At 70.5% G+C, this 15,679-nt stretch carries 14 protein-coding genes and 1 riboswitch; of the genes, 9 read left to right on the top strand and 5 right to left on the bottom strand.

The features are described 5' to 3' along the window. Positions 1–8: 8 nt before the first annotated feature. On the bottom strand, positions 9–1,271 hold the full coding sequence (locus BJ964_RS02500; RefSeq protein WP_188119147.1) for an ABC transporter substrate-binding protein: 1,263 nt from the start codon (positions 1,269–1,271) through the stop codon (positions 9–11). 118 nt (positions 1,272–1,389) lie between these two features. On the opposite strand from BJ964_RS02500, the gene BJ964_RS02495 reads away from it, so the two are divergent. Continuing rightward, positions 1,390–1,746 (top strand): hypothetical protein, encoded by a 357-nt coding sequence (locus BJ964_RS02495; RefSeq protein ID WP_188119146.1) that lies wholly within the window; start codon positions 1,390–1,392, stop codon positions 1,744–1,746. A 116-nt stretch (positions 1,747–1,862) separates the two neighbouring features. Further along, entirely contained in the window at positions 1,863–2,957 is a 1,095-nt protein-coding gene (locus BJ964_RS47695; protein WP_307838029.1) for an intradiol ring-cleavage dioxygenase, read from the top strand. Between the two features lie 60 nt (positions 2,958–3,017). Here BJ964_RS47695 and rnhA read toward each other — a convergent pair whose 3' ends face one another. Continuing rightward, entirely contained in the window at positions 3,018–3,476 is a 459-nt protein-coding gene (gene rnhA, locus BJ964_RS02485; protein WP_188119145.1) for a ribonuclease HI, read from the bottom strand. A gap of 152 nt (positions 3,477–3,628) precedes the next feature. Here rnhA and BJ964_RS02480 point away from each other — a divergent pair, with 152 nt between their 5' ends. The 7 genes from BJ964_RS02480 (at position 3,629) to BJ964_RS02450 (ending at position 11,212) form a co-directional block, all read left to right on the top strand. Then, a complete protein-coding gene (locus tag BJ964_RS02480; RefSeq protein ID WP_188119144.1) occupies positions 3,629–4,558 on the top strand; it encodes an ABC transporter ATP-binding protein in 930 nt (309 codons plus the stop codon). Next, positions 4,555–5,310 carry an ABC transporter permease gene (locus tag BJ964_RS02475; RefSeq protein ID WP_229806687.1) on the top strand — a complete coding sequence of 252 codons (756 nt, stop codon included), beginning with the start codon at positions 4,555–4,557 and terminating at the stop codon, positions 5,308–5,310. The genes BJ964_RS02480 and BJ964_RS02475 overlap by 4 nt, the downstream gene beginning before the upstream one ends. A gap of 83 nt (positions 5,311–5,393) precedes the next feature. Continuing rightward, on the top strand, positions 5,394–6,230 hold the full coding sequence (locus BJ964_RS02470) for an ABC transporter ATP-binding protein (RefSeq protein ID WP_188119143.1): 837 nt from the start codon (positions 5,394–5,396) through the stop codon (positions 6,228–6,230). Continuing rightward, positions 6,227–7,012: an ABC transporter permease gene (locus BJ964_RS02465; protein ID WP_188119142.1), complete on the top strand. Its 786-nt coding sequence runs from the start codon at positions 6,227–6,229 to the stop codon at positions 7,010–7,012. Before BJ964_RS02470 ends, BJ964_RS02465 begins: the two co-directional genes overlap by 4 nt. Then, positions 7,009–8,139, top strand: a complete 1,131-nt coding sequence (locus tag BJ964_RS02460; protein ID WP_229806688.1) for a sensor histidine kinase — start codon at positions 7,009–7,011, stop codon at positions 8,137–8,139. Before BJ964_RS02465 ends, BJ964_RS02460 begins: the two co-directional genes overlap by 4 nt. Continuing rightward, positions 8,136–8,753 (top strand): response regulator, encoded by a 618-nt coding sequence (locus BJ964_RS02455; RefSeq protein WP_188119141.1) that lies wholly within the window; start codon positions 8,136–8,138, stop codon positions 8,751–8,753. Before BJ964_RS02460 ends, BJ964_RS02455 begins: the two co-directional genes overlap by 4 nt. 165 nt (positions 8,754–8,918) lie before the next feature. Continuing rightward, a riboswitch (cyclic di-GMP riboswitch) is annotated at positions 8,919–8,998 on the top strand. A gap of 15 nt (positions 8,999–9,013) precedes the next feature. Continuing rightward, entirely contained in the window at positions 9,014–11,212 is a 2,199-nt protein-coding gene (locus tag BJ964_RS02450) for a Calx-beta domain-containing protein (protein ID WP_188119140.1), read from the top strand. A 66-nt stretch (positions 11,213–11,278) separates the two neighbouring features. On the opposite strand, the gene BJ964_RS02445 is transcribed toward BJ964_RS02450, so the two are convergent. The 3 genes from BJ964_RS02445 to BJ964_RS02435 all read right to left on the bottom strand — a co-directional run bounded on the left by BJ964_RS02445 (position 11,279) and on the right by BJ964_RS02435 (position 15,643). Next, entirely contained in the window at positions 11,279–13,237 is a 1,959-nt protein-coding gene (locus BJ964_RS02445) for an ABC transporter ATP-binding protein (protein ID WP_188119139.1), read from the bottom strand. Between the two features lie 61 nt (positions 13,238–13,298). Continuing rightward, the gene (locus tag BJ964_RS02440) at positions 13,299–15,035 is read right to left on the bottom strand and encodes an ABC transporter ATP-binding protein (RefSeq protein WP_188119138.1); all 1,737 of its coding nucleotides are present in this window, start codon (positions 15,033–15,035) and stop codon (positions 13,299–13,301) included. Next, positions 15,029–15,643: a TetR/AcrR family transcriptional regulator gene (locus BJ964_RS02435; protein WP_188119137.1), complete on the bottom strand. Its 615-nt coding sequence runs from the start codon at positions 15,641–15,643 to the stop codon at positions 15,029–15,031. Before BJ964_RS02435 ends, BJ964_RS02440 begins: the two co-directional genes overlap by 7 nt. Positions 15,644–15,679 lie beyond the last annotated feature (36 nt).

Below are 15,679 nucleotides of genomic sequence, written 5' to 3'. Positions count from 1 at the left end.
GTGCCCCGTTACGGCTGCCTGATGAACTGTTTGGCGGCCGCGGCGAGGGCGCTCTGCAACGCGGTGGCGTCACCCGAGGTGGAGAAGGCGCCGAGTGCCGCGTTGGCCGCGTTCTGCCAGGGCTGCGAGCAGGCCGAGCCGTGCGCGCAGGACGGGACCGGGGTGCCCGACCGCCAGTCCTCGACCGCCTCGAGCTGGTAGTCGGTGAAGCCGTCGGTCGGCGCGTCGGTCCGGGCCGGGATGGAGCCCTTGCGCACGCTGAACGCCTGCTGTCCGCGCGGCGAGGCGACGGTCGCCAGCCAGCAGCGGGCGCCCTCGGGGTTGGCCGCGTCGGTGGTCAGCGTGAACGAGTCGGCCAGCCACTGGAAGGCCTTGCCGTTGCCGGGGAAGGTGAAGCTGTCGTACCCGCTGAAGGTGTTCGCCGTCATCTCGGCGGTGACCCAGTCGCCCATCAGCTGGTAGCCGGCCTTGCCGTCGATGAGCAGGCGGGTGGCCTCCGGCCAGTCGAGCGAGTCGCGGTCGGTGTTGCTGAACCCGATGATCCGGGCGTAGTCCCCGATCGCCAGCTCGACCGCCCGGCTGTCCCATTTCGTCGCGCCGGTGAACAGGCCGCTGAACCGCTTCGGGCCGAGATCGCTGATCAGCACCGACTCCAGCAGCATGAGCTGGGTCCAGTCACGGCCGAGCGCGAGCGGGGACTCGACCCCGGAGCGGCGCAACCGCTCCAGGTTGCCGATGAACTCCCTCAGGGTCTTCGGGGCGACCAGGATGCCGGCGTCGGCGAGCACCTGGTCGTTGGTCCAGACCACGTTGGCCCGGTGCACACCGGCCGGAACCGAGTAGATCCGGTCGTCGACGGTGAGGTCGGCGACCAGGCCGGCCGGCAGCGCGTCGCGCAGGCCCCAGGTCTGGTACTCCGCGCTGAGGTCCCGCACCTGGTCCGCGTCGATGTGGTCGAGCAGTTCCGCGCCGGCGTGCACCTGGAACGTGTCCGGGGCGTCGTTGTGCTGGAGGCGGGCGGCGAGCACCTGCTTGGCGTCCACCCCGGCGCCGCCGGGGACCACGCCGCTCTCGAACCGCTGCCCGGGGCAGGACTCCGTGAACAGGCCGGCCAGGGCGTCCAGGCCCGCCTTCTCGCCGCCGCCGGCCCACCAGGTGAAGACCTCGACCGTCGAAGCGGCGGTGTCGTCCTCGCCGGGCCCGCAGGCGGACGTCACCAGCAGCGCGGTGGCGCCGACGACGGCCGCCAGGGCACGCCGGGTGGTGCGCATGGACTTCCCCCATCATTCAACGTCGCTTCATTGCACAGTGCGACCATTAACCTAATTCCTACGGGGTACGTCAAACGGGCCATAGCTGACGGTCTATCCGATTCGTCACAATCGCAGAATGAGCGCACCGGGCGACACCCTTCTCCTCGTCGGTTTGGCCGCCGCCGCGATGGCCTGTGCCGGATACGTCGCGGGCCGGATCCACCAGCGCCGGCAGAGCGGGGCGGAACTGCGGGAGGCGTACCGGCACGGCTACGAGACGGCCACCCGCAGCGTGTTCAGCATGGCCGCGCGCGCCGCCGGTCAGCGGCCGGTCGCGCCGCGGGTCGTGCCGCTCGCCCCGGAGGTGCCGGAGCAACGGGAGGGGCGGCACACGGTGCCCGAGGGGCTGGTCCGGTCCGCCACCTACGAACTGCCGCCGGACCGGGTCGCCCGCGCCAAGGTGGGGCGCCGGGTCCCCCGGCCGCGCGGATAGATCGTCAACAATCCGGCTCATCTCAGCCTTACGTCCCGCACAGTCCGATGACAGTGCGGGCACAAACGTCGATGTTCTGCTGCCCTTCCCAGATTCCTCTCAGGAAGGCGGCAGACTTGACCGGTCAGCACCGGGACAACGCGGCGTACGTCCGCGAGGTCCACGACAAGGGCCTGGCCTTCGACCTGGCCACCATGAACCGGCGGCGGATGCTCTACACGATCGGCGGCGCCGGGGCCGCGGCGCTCCTCGGAGCCGGGATCCTGCGAACCGCCGAGGGCGCGGACGCGGCGCTCATCGAGGTCGCCTCGGAGACTGCCGGCCCGTACCCGGCGGACGGATCCAACGGCATCGACGTACGAACCGAGTCGGGGATCGTCCGCAGTGACATCCGGTCGTCGTTCGGCGGCTCGACCACCACCGCGGAGGGTGTTCCGCTCACCTTCTCCCTCACCGTCCAGGACCTGGACGGGGCGCCGCTCGCCGGAGCCGCCGTCTACGCGTGGCACTGCGACCGGGACGGCAACTACTCCCTCTACTCCGACGGCATCACCGGCGAGAACTACCTGCGCGGCATCCAGGAGACCGGCGAGGACGGCACGGTCACCTTCGTCAGCATCTTCCCCGGCTGCTACTCGGGCCGGTGGCCGCACATCCACTTCGAGGTGTACGAGTCCCTGGACACCGCCACCAACGGCGCGGGCCCGATCATCAAGACCTCGCAGATCGCCATCCCGGAGGACGTCTCCGAGACGGTGTACGCGACCGACGGCTACAGCACGAGCGTCACCAACCTCAGCCAGATCACCCTGGCCACCGACAACGTGTTCAGCGACGACCTGGCCGCCACCGAGATGGCCACTGTCACCGGCGACGTCGACGCGGGCTTCGTCGCGGCGCTCACCATCGCGGTCGACCCGGACGACGTCGAGACGGGTGGCGGCACCCCGCCGTCGGGCGGACCGAGCGGGCCGCCGCCGTCCGGCGCCGTACCGTCCGGTTCGGTGTCGCCCTCGGCTTCAACTTCGGCTTCGGCTTCGGCTTCGGCTTCAACTTCGGCTTCGGCGAGCGCGTCGGTGTCGGCGTCGGCTTCCGCGAGCGCCTCGACCAGTCCGTCCCCGTCCCGGACGGCCGCCCGGCCGCCGCAGCCGCCGCGGCCCCAGCCGCGGCCCCGGAACGAACGCCACTGGTGGGCGCCCTGGACCTGGTGATCCACCGCTGAGACCGCCGGGGTTCCGGACGGCGGCCCCTCCCGGACCGGGACCCCGGTCTCAGCCCTTCCCCGCGGCCTCGACCGCCTCGCGCAGCCCCCGGGCGGCGAGGCGGTCGGCCCGTTCGTTCTCCGGGTGGCCGGCGTGCCCCTTCACCCAGTGCCAGCTCACCTCGTGCCGCCGCACCGCCTCGTCCAGCCGCTTCCACAGGTCGACGTTCTTCACCGGCTGCCGGGCCGCGGTCTGCCAGCCGTTGCGCTTCCAGTTGTGCATGTACTGGGTGATGCCGTTGCGCACGTAGACGCTGTCGGTGTAGATCTCCACCGTGAGCGGAGCCCGGTTCAGGGCCTCCAGCGCGCGGATCGGGGCCATCAGCTCCATCCGGTTGTTCGTGGTCGAATCGGCCTCGCCGCCGCACAGATCCTTCTCGGCCGTGCCCCAGCGCAGCACCGCGCCCCAGCCGCCCGGTCCGGGATTGGGGGCACACGCCCCGTCGGTGTAGATCTGTACGACGCTCATACCCGGAGACGATAAGGCCCGACCTGGGTAGGAGGTCTCCACCGCCGCCATGGGGGAGTGTGGGGCAGACCATCGGGGTGCACCGCGGGCCGGGGGCCTCAGCGGCTCACCGTATGGTGGCCGTGGCGGACGAATCCGGATAGGCGGGACTCATGGTTGGTGGCGACGCGGCCGCGGTCGAGGTGACGGACGTCGTGGTGCGCTACGGCGACACGACGGCCGTCGACGGGGTTTCCCTGTGCCTGCCGCGCGGGCGGGTGCTGGCCCTGCTCGGGCACAACGGCGCCGGCAAGACCAGCCTGCTCCAGGTCTGTGAGGGCTTCCGCCGGCCGGACGACGGGCGGGCCCGGGTGCTCGGGCTGGACCCGGTCGGCGATCACGACGCGCTGATGCCGCGGCTGGGCATCATGCTCCAGTCCGGCGGTGTCTACCCGTGGGCCACGGCCGGCGAGATCCTGCGGCTGTTCGCCTCGTTCGCGGCCAGCCCGCTGGACACCGACATGCTGCTGGACCGGCTCGGCCTGCGCCGCTTCGAGCGCACCCGGTTCCGCCGTCTCTCCGGCGGCGAGCAGCAGCGGCTCAGCCTCGCGGTGGCCCTGGTCGGCCGTCCGGAGCTGGTGTTCCTCGACGAGCCGACGGCCGGCATGGACACCGAGGCCCGGCACACCACCTGGCAGCTGATCGAGGAGCTGCGCGCCGACGGCGTCTCGGTGCTGCTCACCACCCACCTGCTGGACGAGGCGGAGCGGCTCGCCGACGACGTGGTGATCATGCGGTCCGGCCGGATCGCGGCCACCGGCACCCCGGCCGAACTGACCTCGGCCGCGGCCGTCGACGTCCTGGAGGTCCGCGCCGAGCCGGGGCTGGACCTGGCCGGGCTGCGCGGCCGGTGGAGCGTCGCCGAGCCCTCCCCGGGGCAGTACACGATCTCCGGCGCCCTCGACACCGCCGGCCTGGCCCAGGTGCTGGCCTGGTTCGCGTCGGCGGGCGCCGACGTGACCGCGGTGAACACCCGGCGCCGCACCCTCGAGGACGTCTACCTCTCCCTGACCACGCAGACCCCGGTGGGAGCCGCCCAGTGAGCACTTTCGCCCCCGCGCCCGGGCGTGCCCCGATGCGGACCATCCTGGCCACCCAGATCCGCATGGAGCTGCTGCTGACCGCCCGCCGGGGCGAGGCCGTGGTGCTCGCCATGGGCGTCCCGCTGCTGGTGCTGCTCGGCGCCGGCCTGTTCGACGTCACCAACCTGCCCACCGAGGACCGGCTCGGCTACGTCGTCCCCGGCGTCCTGGCCCTCACCGTGATGTCCACGGCGTTCACCGGCCAGGCCATCACCACCGGCTACGAGCGCAGTTACGGCGTACTGAAAAGGCTCGGCGCGTCCCCGCTCACCCGGCCCGGGCTGCTGTTCGCCAAGACCGCCGCCGTGCTGGTCCAGATCGTGGTGCAGGTGCTGGTGCTGGCCCTGGTCGGCCTGGCCGTCGGCTGGCGGCCGGAGGCCGGCGCCCTGCTCCCCGCGCTCGGGGTCACCGTGCTGGCCGCCGCGGGGTACAGCGGCCTGGCCCTGCTGCTGGCCAGCGTGCTCAAGCCGGAGACCACCACCGGCGCGGCGACCCTGATCTACGTGGTGATGCTCTCCGTCGGCGGCATCATGTTCGGCGCCCCCGACCTGGGCCCGGCCGGCTGGTTCCTGCTGCCGCTCGCGGCACACGCCGAGGCGCTGCGCGAGACGCTCATGCACGGCGGTTCGGTGCCGGCCGGCATCTGGCTGGCCCTGGTCGCCTGGGCGGTGCTCTGGCCGGCCGTGGCGGCCCGGAAGTTCCGCTGGGAATGATCGGTGTCCACCGATCGGTGGACAACCGGTGACCGCCGCGCGGTCGTCCCGCCCGGACCATCCCGGACGGCACGATTCCGTGTATGGAAGCCATCGAGGTAACCGGACTTCGCAAGACCTACGGCGACCGGGACGCGGTCGCCGGAATCGACCTGGTCGTGGCCCGCGGCGAGATCTTCTCGCTGCTCGGCCCGAACGGCGCGGGCAAGACCACCACCGTCGAGATCCTCGAAGGACACCGCCGCCGTACCGCCGGTGACGTGCGGGTGCTCGGCGAGGACCCGGGGCGGGCCGGCTCGGCCTGGCGGTCCCGGATCGGGATCGTCCTCCAGGACGCCGACGACGCCGCCGACCTCACCGTGCACGAGATGGTCCGGCACGTGGCCGGCTTCTACCCGGACCCGCGCAAGCCCGGCGAGGTGATCGAGCTGGTCGGGCTCCAGGACAAGCGGAACAGCCGGATCCGTACGCTCTCCGGCGGTCAGCGCCGGCGCGTCGACGTGGCGCTCGGCATCGTCGGCGGCCCCGAACTGCTCTTCCTCGACGAGCCCACCACCGGCTTCGACCCGGAGGCGCGGCGCCAGTTCTGGGACCTGATCCGCACCCTGGCCGGTGACGGCACCACCATCGTGCTCACCACCCACTACCTCGACGAGGCGGAGGCGCTCGCCGACCGGCTCGCCGTGATGTCCGCCGGCCGGATCGTCGCCGAGGGCACCCCGGCCACCCTCGGCGGGCGGGCCGCCGCCCAGGCCCGGGTCAGCTGGCGGGAGGACGGCACGGCCCGTACCGAGCAGGTCGCCGACCCGAGCGACCTGATCCGCCACCTGGTCGCCAGCGGCGCCGACCTGAGCACGCTGACCATCACCCGGCCCACCCTCGAAGACACCTACCTGAGCCTGATCGGAGCCGCCCGATGATCGCCGTCGCCCTGAGCCGGGGTCACATCGAGATCCTCCAGTTCCTGCGGGACCGGACCGCGGTGGTCTTCACCTTCTTCTTCCCGGCGCTGCTCCTGCTGCTCTTCGGCACCATCTTCGGCAGCGAGTCCAGTGAGGCCGGAGTGGCGGCCAGCCGGATCTTCACGGCCAGCATGATCGCGTACGGCGTGCTCAACACCGCGTTCGTGACGATGGGCTCCGGCCTCGCACTGGACCGGGAGGACGGCACTCTCAAGCGGCTGCGCGGCACACCGATGCCGGCGTGGGCGTACCTGATCGGAAAGGCCCTTCTCGTCACGCTGCTCAGCGTCGCCGAGGCGGCCGTGCTGATCGGGGTGGGTGTCCTGGTCTTCGACATGCCGCTGCCGCCGGCCGATCACTGGGTGACCTTCACCTGGATCTTCCTGCTCTCGGTGATCGCCTGCTCGCTGCTCGGCGTCGCGGTCAGTGCCCTGGTCAGGAACGCCCGCAACGCCGGCGCCATCCTGAACGTGCCGGTGGTGGCGTTGCAGTTCATCTCCGGCGTCTTCATCCACCCGATGAGCCAGTTGCCGGACTGGCTGGAGAAGGTGGCGTCGCTGTTCCCGGTCCGCTGGATGGCCCAGGGCTTCCGCTACGTCTTCCTGCCGCCGGAGGCCGAGGCCCAGGAGATCAACGGCAGCTGGGATCTGGGCATGGTGGCCATGGTGCTCGGAGTCTGGTGTGTGATCGGATTGGTCCTGTGTTTGTGGACGTTCCGGTGGAGCAGCCGGGAGAAGTGAGCTCCCCGCCGTCCATCCGGCTCTGGGAGCTGTATTTCCTGGTGGTCGCGGCCGCCATCGCGGCCGCGGTCCTCCTGGCCGACGGGTATTCGGTGACCGAGCGGGCGGCCGCCGTCGGCGCGATCGCCGCGATGGCGGTGCTCTACCTCGCCGCGGCCCGCCCGCTGATCCTGATCGACCACCACGGCAAGCGGTCGATGCTGGTGAGTGTCGCGTACCTCCCGCTCTTCGCCGTGGCCGTGGCCGGCGTGCCGGTGACCACCTGGCTGATGTTCATGATCATCCCGCTGTTCTTCATGCTGGTGTCGCTGCGGCGGGCGGTGGTCCTGGTCCTCTGTGCCAACCTGATCCCGGTCGTGCTGGAACTCCGCGCCGACCCCGGCGGGATCCTGATCCACCTGGTGATCGCGGCCATCTCCACGGCCGCCGGCCTCTGCATCGGCGTCTGGATCACCAGGATGGCCGAGCAGAGCGAACAGCGGGCCCAGCTCATCGCCGAACTCGAGGCCAACCGCGCCGAGGTGGCCCGGCTCTCCCACGAGGCCGGGGCGGCGGCCGAGCGGGCCCGCCTGGCAGGCGAGATCCACGACACCCTCGCCCAGGGCTTCACCAGCATCATCACCCTGCTCCAGGCGGTCGACCCGGACCTCAGGGACGAGCGCCTCGCGCTCGCCGTGTGTACCGCACGGGAGAATCTCGCCGAATCACGGGCCATGGTCGCGGCTCTCGCACCCTCGGCGCTGGCTTCCGCTTCACTGCCCGAGGCGGTACGCCGTAGCGCCGCCCGTTTCACCGAAGAGGCCGGGGTGCCCGCCACCGTCCGGATCACCGGCACCGAGCGTGACCTGCCGACCCGGGCCGAAGTGGTGCTGCTGCGGGCCGCCCAGGAGTCCCTGGCCAACGTCCGCCGGCATGCCGGGGCGCGTGAGGTCGCCGTGCTGCTGGCGTACTCGACGGACTCGGTGCGCCTGGTGGTCCGGGACGACGGCCGCGGCTTCGACCCCGGTATCTCCGGGAACTTCGGCCTCTCCGGGATGCGCTCGCGAGCCGCCGACATCGACGGCACCCTGACCATCCGCAGCGACGCCGACACCGGCACCACCGTCGAACTGGAGATCCCCGCGTGATCCGCATCGTCCTCGTCGACGACCATCCCGTGGTGCGGATGGGCCTGCGGGGCATGCTCGACGCCGAACCCGGCCTGACCGTCGTCGGCGAGGCCTCGTCCGGTGTCGACGGGGTGGCGCTCGCGCTGGCCGAACGCCCGGACATCGTGCTGATGGACCTGCGCATGCCGGGCGGCGACGGGGTCGAGGCGATCGAGCGGATCCTGGCCGCCACCAGCGACGTCCGCGTGATGGTGCTGACCACCTACGAGTCCGACCGGGACATTCTGCGCGCCATCGAGGCCGGCGCCGCAGGCTACCTGCTGAAGGACGCCTCCCCGAAGGAATTGGCCGATGCGGTCCGGGCCGCCGCCCGCGGGGAGACGGTGCTGGCGCCGAGCGTGGCGTCCACGCTGGTCCGGCAGGTGCGCAACCCGGCGCCGCCGGCGCTGTCGGCGCGCGAGACCGAGGTGCTGCGCCTGGTCGCGGCCGGTCTCACCAACGCCGAGATCGGCAAGCGGCTGTTCATCAGTGAGGCCACCGTGAAGACGCATCTGCTCCGGGCCTTCAACAAGCTCGACGTGGCCGATCGCACGGCCGCTGTCACGACCGCGATGCGGCACGGTCTGCTCTGATCACTGTCCGTGGCGGACGGTGAGTTACTTGAGGACGATTCGTCTTAATAGCCCGTTCCGCCGGTAAGGCGTCGATACGCCGGTTAGATTACGGAAGGCATCGCCCCACACGGGATTGGTATCCCGGTGCTTGCGCTGCTGAGGGCCGGTTTTCCGGTGCCCCGGTACCCGAACAGGCAAACCCGCTGCGAGGCGGGGACGCAAAGCCAGGGGCCTCCCAGGACGGAGGTAGCCCAGCCGCCGAAGGAGAAAGAAAAGACATGCGCTACCGACAAGCCCATGCGGCCAAGAGCGGCTCGGTTCCGTTCGCGCTGCGTGGCCCGAAATCCCTGCGAGGGGCCCTGTTGGCCGCCGTCGCGACGGCCGCCAGCCTCGTGGCGGCAGCGCCGGCCTCGGCCGACGCCCTGCCGACCCTGTCGATCGCACCCCCGTCCGGGACGCTGACAGAGGCCGGCACCGCCAGCTTCGTTGTGACGGCGAGTGCCGCCTCTGCGGTGCCGATCACGGTCAAGTGGAACGTCGTCGACGTGACCCCGGCGGCCGGACATGCCGCGGCCACTCCGAGCGGCACGAACGCCGACCTCACCGCTCCCTTGTCGGGTACGGCGATCATCGCCGCCAACGCGACAACGACGACTATCGATGTCGCGACCGCGGCTGACACGCTCTTCGAGGATCCCGAGGACTTCGCCGTCGAGATCTCCGAGCCGACGAACGCAACTTTGGGAACGCCGACCAAGGCCACCGCCACCATCACCGACGACGAAACCGCGCCGACGGTGGCCATCACGCCGATCGCGGTCACCGAGGGGAATGCCGGCACCCGGCAGCAGACGTTCACTGCCACGCTGAGCGGCACGGCCGGCAAGACGGTCAAGGCCGACTGGAGCACCGTGTCCGGCGGCGCCGGCACGCCCGGAATCGGTGACGCCGTTCTGGGGAGGGACTTCGTCGGGGCGAACGGGACACTGACGTTCCCGGCCGGCACGACCACTCAAACCTTCATGGTCGACATCATCGGCGACGCCATCGACGAGGGCCCGGCCACGCGTGTCGATGCCACGGACGGGGAGGTCTTCGAGATCGTCGTCGCGCCGGTTGCCGGCGAGAGCCCGGCCTCGGTGGTCGGCGGATCGACCGAGATCACCATCACCGATGACGATGCCGCGCCGACGGTCACCTTCGACAACCTGGCGGTGAACGAGGGTAGTGACACGGCGGCGGTCCTACTGCCGATCAAGCTCAGCAACGGCAGCGACCACCCGATCGCGTTCACCATCGCCCCGGACGGCGCCGCGACGACGGCCGTGGACACCGCTACCGGGGTGGTCGGCGACAACGACTTCGCCCACCTCGGCACGGCGGCGACGATCGGGCCGGAGATGACCAGCGGTTACGCCGCCGTCCTGGTCAACGGCGACGGGGTGAACGAGCCCGACGAGACCGTGGGCCTGACGGTGACTCCGGACGCGGGTGACGATGGTGCGACCTGGCTCACGTCGCCGGGGGCGGATCCGGCCGCGCTGACGCTCAAGAACGATGACAAGGCGCCCGACCTGGAAATCCGCAGTGGTAAGGGCAAGGAGGGCGACACCGTCGATGTGGTCGGTACGGTCACCGGCATCTCGCAGACGGGCGCCAACCTGACCCTCACCTTCACGGGTGCCGCGGCTGACGGGCACCGAGCGGCCAGCGCCTCGGACTTCACACCCCCGAGCACCACGACGGTCAGCATCCCGGCGGGCACCCTGGCCGGCACGGAACTGCCGGTGCCGCCGCTCAAGCTCAAGCTCTACGACGACACCGAGGCGGAACCGGCCGAGAGCATCGTCGTTTCCGGCACCGGCACCGGCGGTACGGTGACCAGCGGCGTGATCGTCATCGAGGCCAACGACGGTTACCAGCCTGCGAAGCCGACCATCAGCGCGTCGTCGACGAAGATCGACGGCCCGGGCCCGGTCACGATCACCGGTAAGGTCGGCGCGGGTGAGACCGTCGAGCTCTGGGGCGCGCCGGTGGCAGCCACCAAGCAGCCGCTGAAGAAGCTCACCTCGGCCACGGCCGACGGCACCGGCGCCTACTCCTTCAGCCGGACGATCACCACGGGTTACCGCTTCCAGACGAAGTCGCAGGAGGGCGTGACCTCGAGCGAGATCACGGTCCGGGTCATGCAGGACCCGGTGTTCACCGCGGCATCCGGCGCCAAGGGGAAGCTGACCCTGCGGGTCGCCGCTGACCCGAAGCTTGCCAAGGCGGCCGTGACCGTCGAGCGCTACAGCGGCGGCAAGTGGTCGGCCACCAGTTGGAAGGGCAGCACCGACGCGAAGGGTGTCTGGCAGTCGACTGTCTCGGCGAAGGCCGGGTCCAGCTGGACCCTGCGCGCCCGGGTCGGCGGCAGCGCGGCGGTCGGTGTGGACGCCGGTTACAGCGCCACCAAGAAGGTCACCGTCAAGAAGTGACGATCGACCGGTAGACGAGACGGGGGCGGCCGACCGGCCGCCCCCGTTCCGTCTGTTCCGTGAGGGTCAGTCCACTTCGGCGACTGCCTGGGCGAACTGGGCCGAGTACAACCGGGCGTACGCCCCGTCGGCCGCGATCAGGGACTCGTGGTCGCCCTGTTCGACGATCGTGCCGTTCTCCATCACCAGGATCACGTCGGCGTCGCGGATGGTGGAGAGGCGGTGCGCGATGACGAAGCTGGTCCGGCCGGTGCGCAGTGTCGCCATGGCCCGCTGGATCAGCACCTCGGTACGCGTGTCCACCGAGCTGGTCGCCTCGTCGAGGATCAGGATGCTCGGCTCGGCGAGGAACGCCCGCGCGATGGTGACCAGCTGTCTCTGGCCGGCGCTGACGTTCGACCCCTCCTCGTCGATCTTCGTGTCGTAGCCGTCCGGCAGCATCCGCACGAAACCGTCGACGTGGGCGGCCTCGGCGGCCTGATGGACGTCGGCCATGTCGAAATCGGCGGCGCCGTACCCGATGTTGTCGGCGATGCTGCCGCCGAACAGCCAGGTGTCCTGGAGGACCATCCCGATCTGCGACCGCAGCTGCTCGCGGGGCATGGTGGCGATGTCCACCCCGTCCAGCGTGATCCGGCCACCGGTCACGTCGTAGAACCGCATCAGCAGGTTGACCAGTGTGGTCTTGCCGGCGCCGGTGGGGCCGACGATCGCCACGGTCTGCCCGGGCTCGACGCTCAGCGACAGGTTCTCGATGAGCGGCTTGTCCGGCAGGTAGCGGAACGACACGTTCTCGAAGGTGATCCGCCCCTGCACGTCCCCGAGCCGGACCGGGGCCGGCTCCGGCGACTGCTCCTCGGCGTCGAGCAGGGCGAACACCCGCTCGGCCGAGGCCACCCCGGACTGTACGAGGTTCGCCATGCTGGCCACCTGGGTGAGCGGCTGGCTGAACTGGCGGCTGTACTGGATGAACGCCTGCACCTCGCCGAGGGTCAGGGTGCCGGACGCCACCCGCAGACCGCCGACGACCGCCACCAGCACGTAGTTGACGTTCGAGATGAACATCATGGCGGGCTGGATCAGGCCGGAGATGAACTGGGCGCGGAAGCTCGACGCGTACAGATGATCGTTGTGGGTCTTGAAGGTCGCCGCCGCCTCGTCCTGCCGGCCGAAGACCTTGACCAGCGTGTGCCCGGTGAACATCTCCTCGATGTGCCCGTTGAGCCGGCCGGTGGTCTTCCACTGGGCGACGAACTGGGGCTGCGACCGCTTGCCGATCACGGTGGTCAGCCAGATCGACACCGGCACCGTGACCAGGGCGATCAGGGCCAGCAGAGGCGAGATCCAGAACATCATCCCGAGTACGCCGATGATCGTCAGCAGTGCCGTGACCAGCTGGGCGAACGTCTGCTGGAGAGTCTGCGCGATGTTGTCGGTGTCGTTGGTGGCGCGGCTCAGCACCTCACCGCGCGGCTGCTTGTCGAAATAGGACAGCGGCAGCCGGGCCAGTTTCTCCTCCACGTCCTGCCGCAACTGGTAGACGGCGGCCTGGACGGCGTGGGTGGTGAGCCGGCCCTGCATGACGCCGAAGACCCAGGCGAAGACGTAGATGACCGCCACCCAGACGAGGACCCCCATCAGCCGGTCGAAGTCGATGCCCTGGCCGGGGACCAGGTCGGCGATGCCGCTGAGCAGGTCGGCCTGGGTGTCCTCGCCGCGGGCCCGCAGCCCCTCGACGGCCTGTTCCTGGGTGATCCCGGCCGGGAGCATCCGGCCGACCACCCCGGCGAAGATCACGTCGGTGGCGTGGCCGAGAAGGTACGGGCCGAGCACCGACAGGAAGACGCCGACCGCGCCGAAGGCCAGCGCCCCGCCGACGAACAGCCGCTGTGGCTTGAGCAGTTTGAGCAGCCGCTTGGTGGAGCCCTTGAAGTCCTCGAGTTTCTCCGGCGGCCCACCGGCCATCATCATGCGGGCGGCCGGAGGCCCACCCGGGACCGGACCGCGACGTTGTGGAGAAGTCATCGGACTGTGCCTTCCAACGAGTAAGGACAAAGAACGCGTTCATGACGCTCGCTTCGCTCGGTCATGCCGCGGCCTCCTCCACCGTGAGCTGGGACAGGACGATCTCGCGGTACGTCGGGCTGGTGTCCATCAGTTCCTCGTGGGTGCCGGTGCCGACCACCTGACCGTCGTCGAGCACGATGATCCGGTCGGCGTCACGGATGGTGCTGACCCGCTGCGCCACGATCACCACGGTGGCGTCGGTGATGTGCTCGGTCAGCGCCGCCCGCAGGGCCGCGTCGGTGGCGTAGTCGAGTGCCGAGAACGAGTCGTCGAACAGGTAGATCTCCGGCCGGTGGACCAGGGTGCGGGCGATCGCGAGCCGCTGCCGCTGACCGCCGGAGACGTTGGTGCCGCCCTGCGCGATCGGGGCCTCCAGCTGCCCCTCCATCGACTCCACGAACGAGCGGGCCTGGGCGATCTCGAGGGCCTCCCAGAGCTGCTCGTCGGTGGCGTCCGGGTTGCCGTAGCGCAGGTTGGACGCGATCGTGCCGGTGAACAGGTACGGCCGCTGCGGGACCAGGCCGATCACCGACGACAGCAGCGCCGGGTCGATCTCCCGGACGTCCACGCCGTCGACCAGGACCTGGCCCTCGGTGGCGTCGAAGAGCCGGGGGACCAGGTTGAGCAGGGTGGTCTTGCCGCTGCCGGTGCTGCCGATGATCGCGGTCACCTCGCCGGGGTGCGCGCTCAGGCGTACCCCGGAGAGGACGCCCGCCTCGGCGCCCGGATAGCGGAAGCCGATGTCCCGGAGCTCGAGCTCGCCGTGCCGCGACAGCGTGGTGACCGGCGCCGTGGGCGCCGCCACGCTGGACGGGGTGCTCAGCACCTCCTCGATCCGCTCGGCGCAGACCTCGGCGCGCGGCACCATCATGAACATGAAGGTGGCCATCATGATCGAGAAGAGGATCTGCATGAGGTAGCTGATGAACGCGGTGAGCTCGCCGACCTCCATGCCGCCCGAGTCGATCCGGTGACCGCCGTACCAGAGCACCGCGACGCTGGACAGGTTCACGATCAGCAGCACGGTCGGGAACATCAGCGCCATGATCCGGCCGACCCGCAGCGACACGTCGGTGAGGTCGCCGTTGGCGATGCCGTAGCGCTCCCGCTCGTGGTCGTCCCGGACGAACGCGCGGATCACCCGGATGCCGGTGATCTGCTCGCGCATCACCTGGTTGACCCGGTCGAGACGCTCCTGCATGGACCGGAAGAGCGGCCGCATCCGCATGATGATCAGGCCGATCACGATGACCAGCAGCGGCACGATGGCCAGCAGCAGCGAGGACAGCGGGACGTCCAGCCGCAGCGCCAGCACGATGCCGCCGACGCACATGATCGGCGCCGAGACCATCAGCGTGAAGGTGAGCAGGACCAGCATCTGGATCTGCTGGACGTCGTTGGTGATCCGGGTGATCAGCGAGGGTGCGCCGAACTGGCCCACCTCACGTGCCGAGAAGCCCTGCACCCGGTTGAAGATCGAGGCGCGCAGGTCACGGCCGACGGCCATCGCCGTCCGGGCGCCGAAGAACACCGCCACGCCCTGGGCGGCGATCTGGACCAGCGTGATCCCGAGCATCCCGGCGCCGACCCGCATGACGTAGCCGGTGTCGCCCTTGACCACGCCGTTGTCGATGATGTCCGCGTTGAGCGCGGGAAGGTAGAGCGTCGCGATCGTCTGGAGGAACTGGAAGAGCACCACCAGGGTGATGTCCTTCCGGTACGGCCCTAAATGTACTTTCAGTATCTTGATCAGCACTTCTCGTGCTCCGTTTCCCTCAACTGGATGCCGTCGAGCAGAAGGGACGCCAGGTCGGCGCCACTGAATTCGCCCGGCTCGCCGAAGGGGCCGAAGGCGTTGGCCCCGCAGTGCAGCAGGAGCAGCCGGGCCGCCCGTTCGGGGGTGACCCGCAACCGTGCCGCGTCGGGGGTGAAGACGCCGACGACGGCGTCGTGCAGCTGCTGCCGTGACGCGGCCATCCGGGCCTGCGCCTCCGGGTCCGGCGCGGTCGTGAAGATGAGCTTGCGGGCCTCGTTCATCAACTGCGCGTTCTCGGTGAACCGGCTGTGCACCAGCTCGGCCGCGGCGGCGACCCGGCCCCGCAGCGGGGTGGCCGGGTCGATCGCGGCCAGCGCGTCGAGGGTCGGCCGCGGGTCCAGCGCCTTGATCACCGAGCAGACCACGAGCTGGCTCTTGCTCTCGAAGACGCCGAAGATGGTGCCCTCGGCCACCCCGGCGGCATGGGCGATCTGCCGGGTGCTCACCTCCAGGCCGTGCTCGTGCAGCAGCGGGATGGTCGCCTCGATGAGGGCGGCCCGTCGTTCCTCCGGCGCCATGGCCGGGACGCGTCTTCGCCGGGAATCCATGGCGGCAACAGTAATGAGCGAGCGCTCACTCATCCA

This window comes from Actinoplanes lobatus (assembly GCF_014205215.1).
GTDB classification, from domain to species: domain Bacteria; phylum Actinomycetota; class Actinomycetes; order Mycobacteriales; family Micromonosporaceae; genus Actinoplanes; species Actinoplanes lobatus.
Note: the sequence above shows the minus strand (reverse complement) of the source record. Positions and strands in the feature narration are given on the sequence as shown.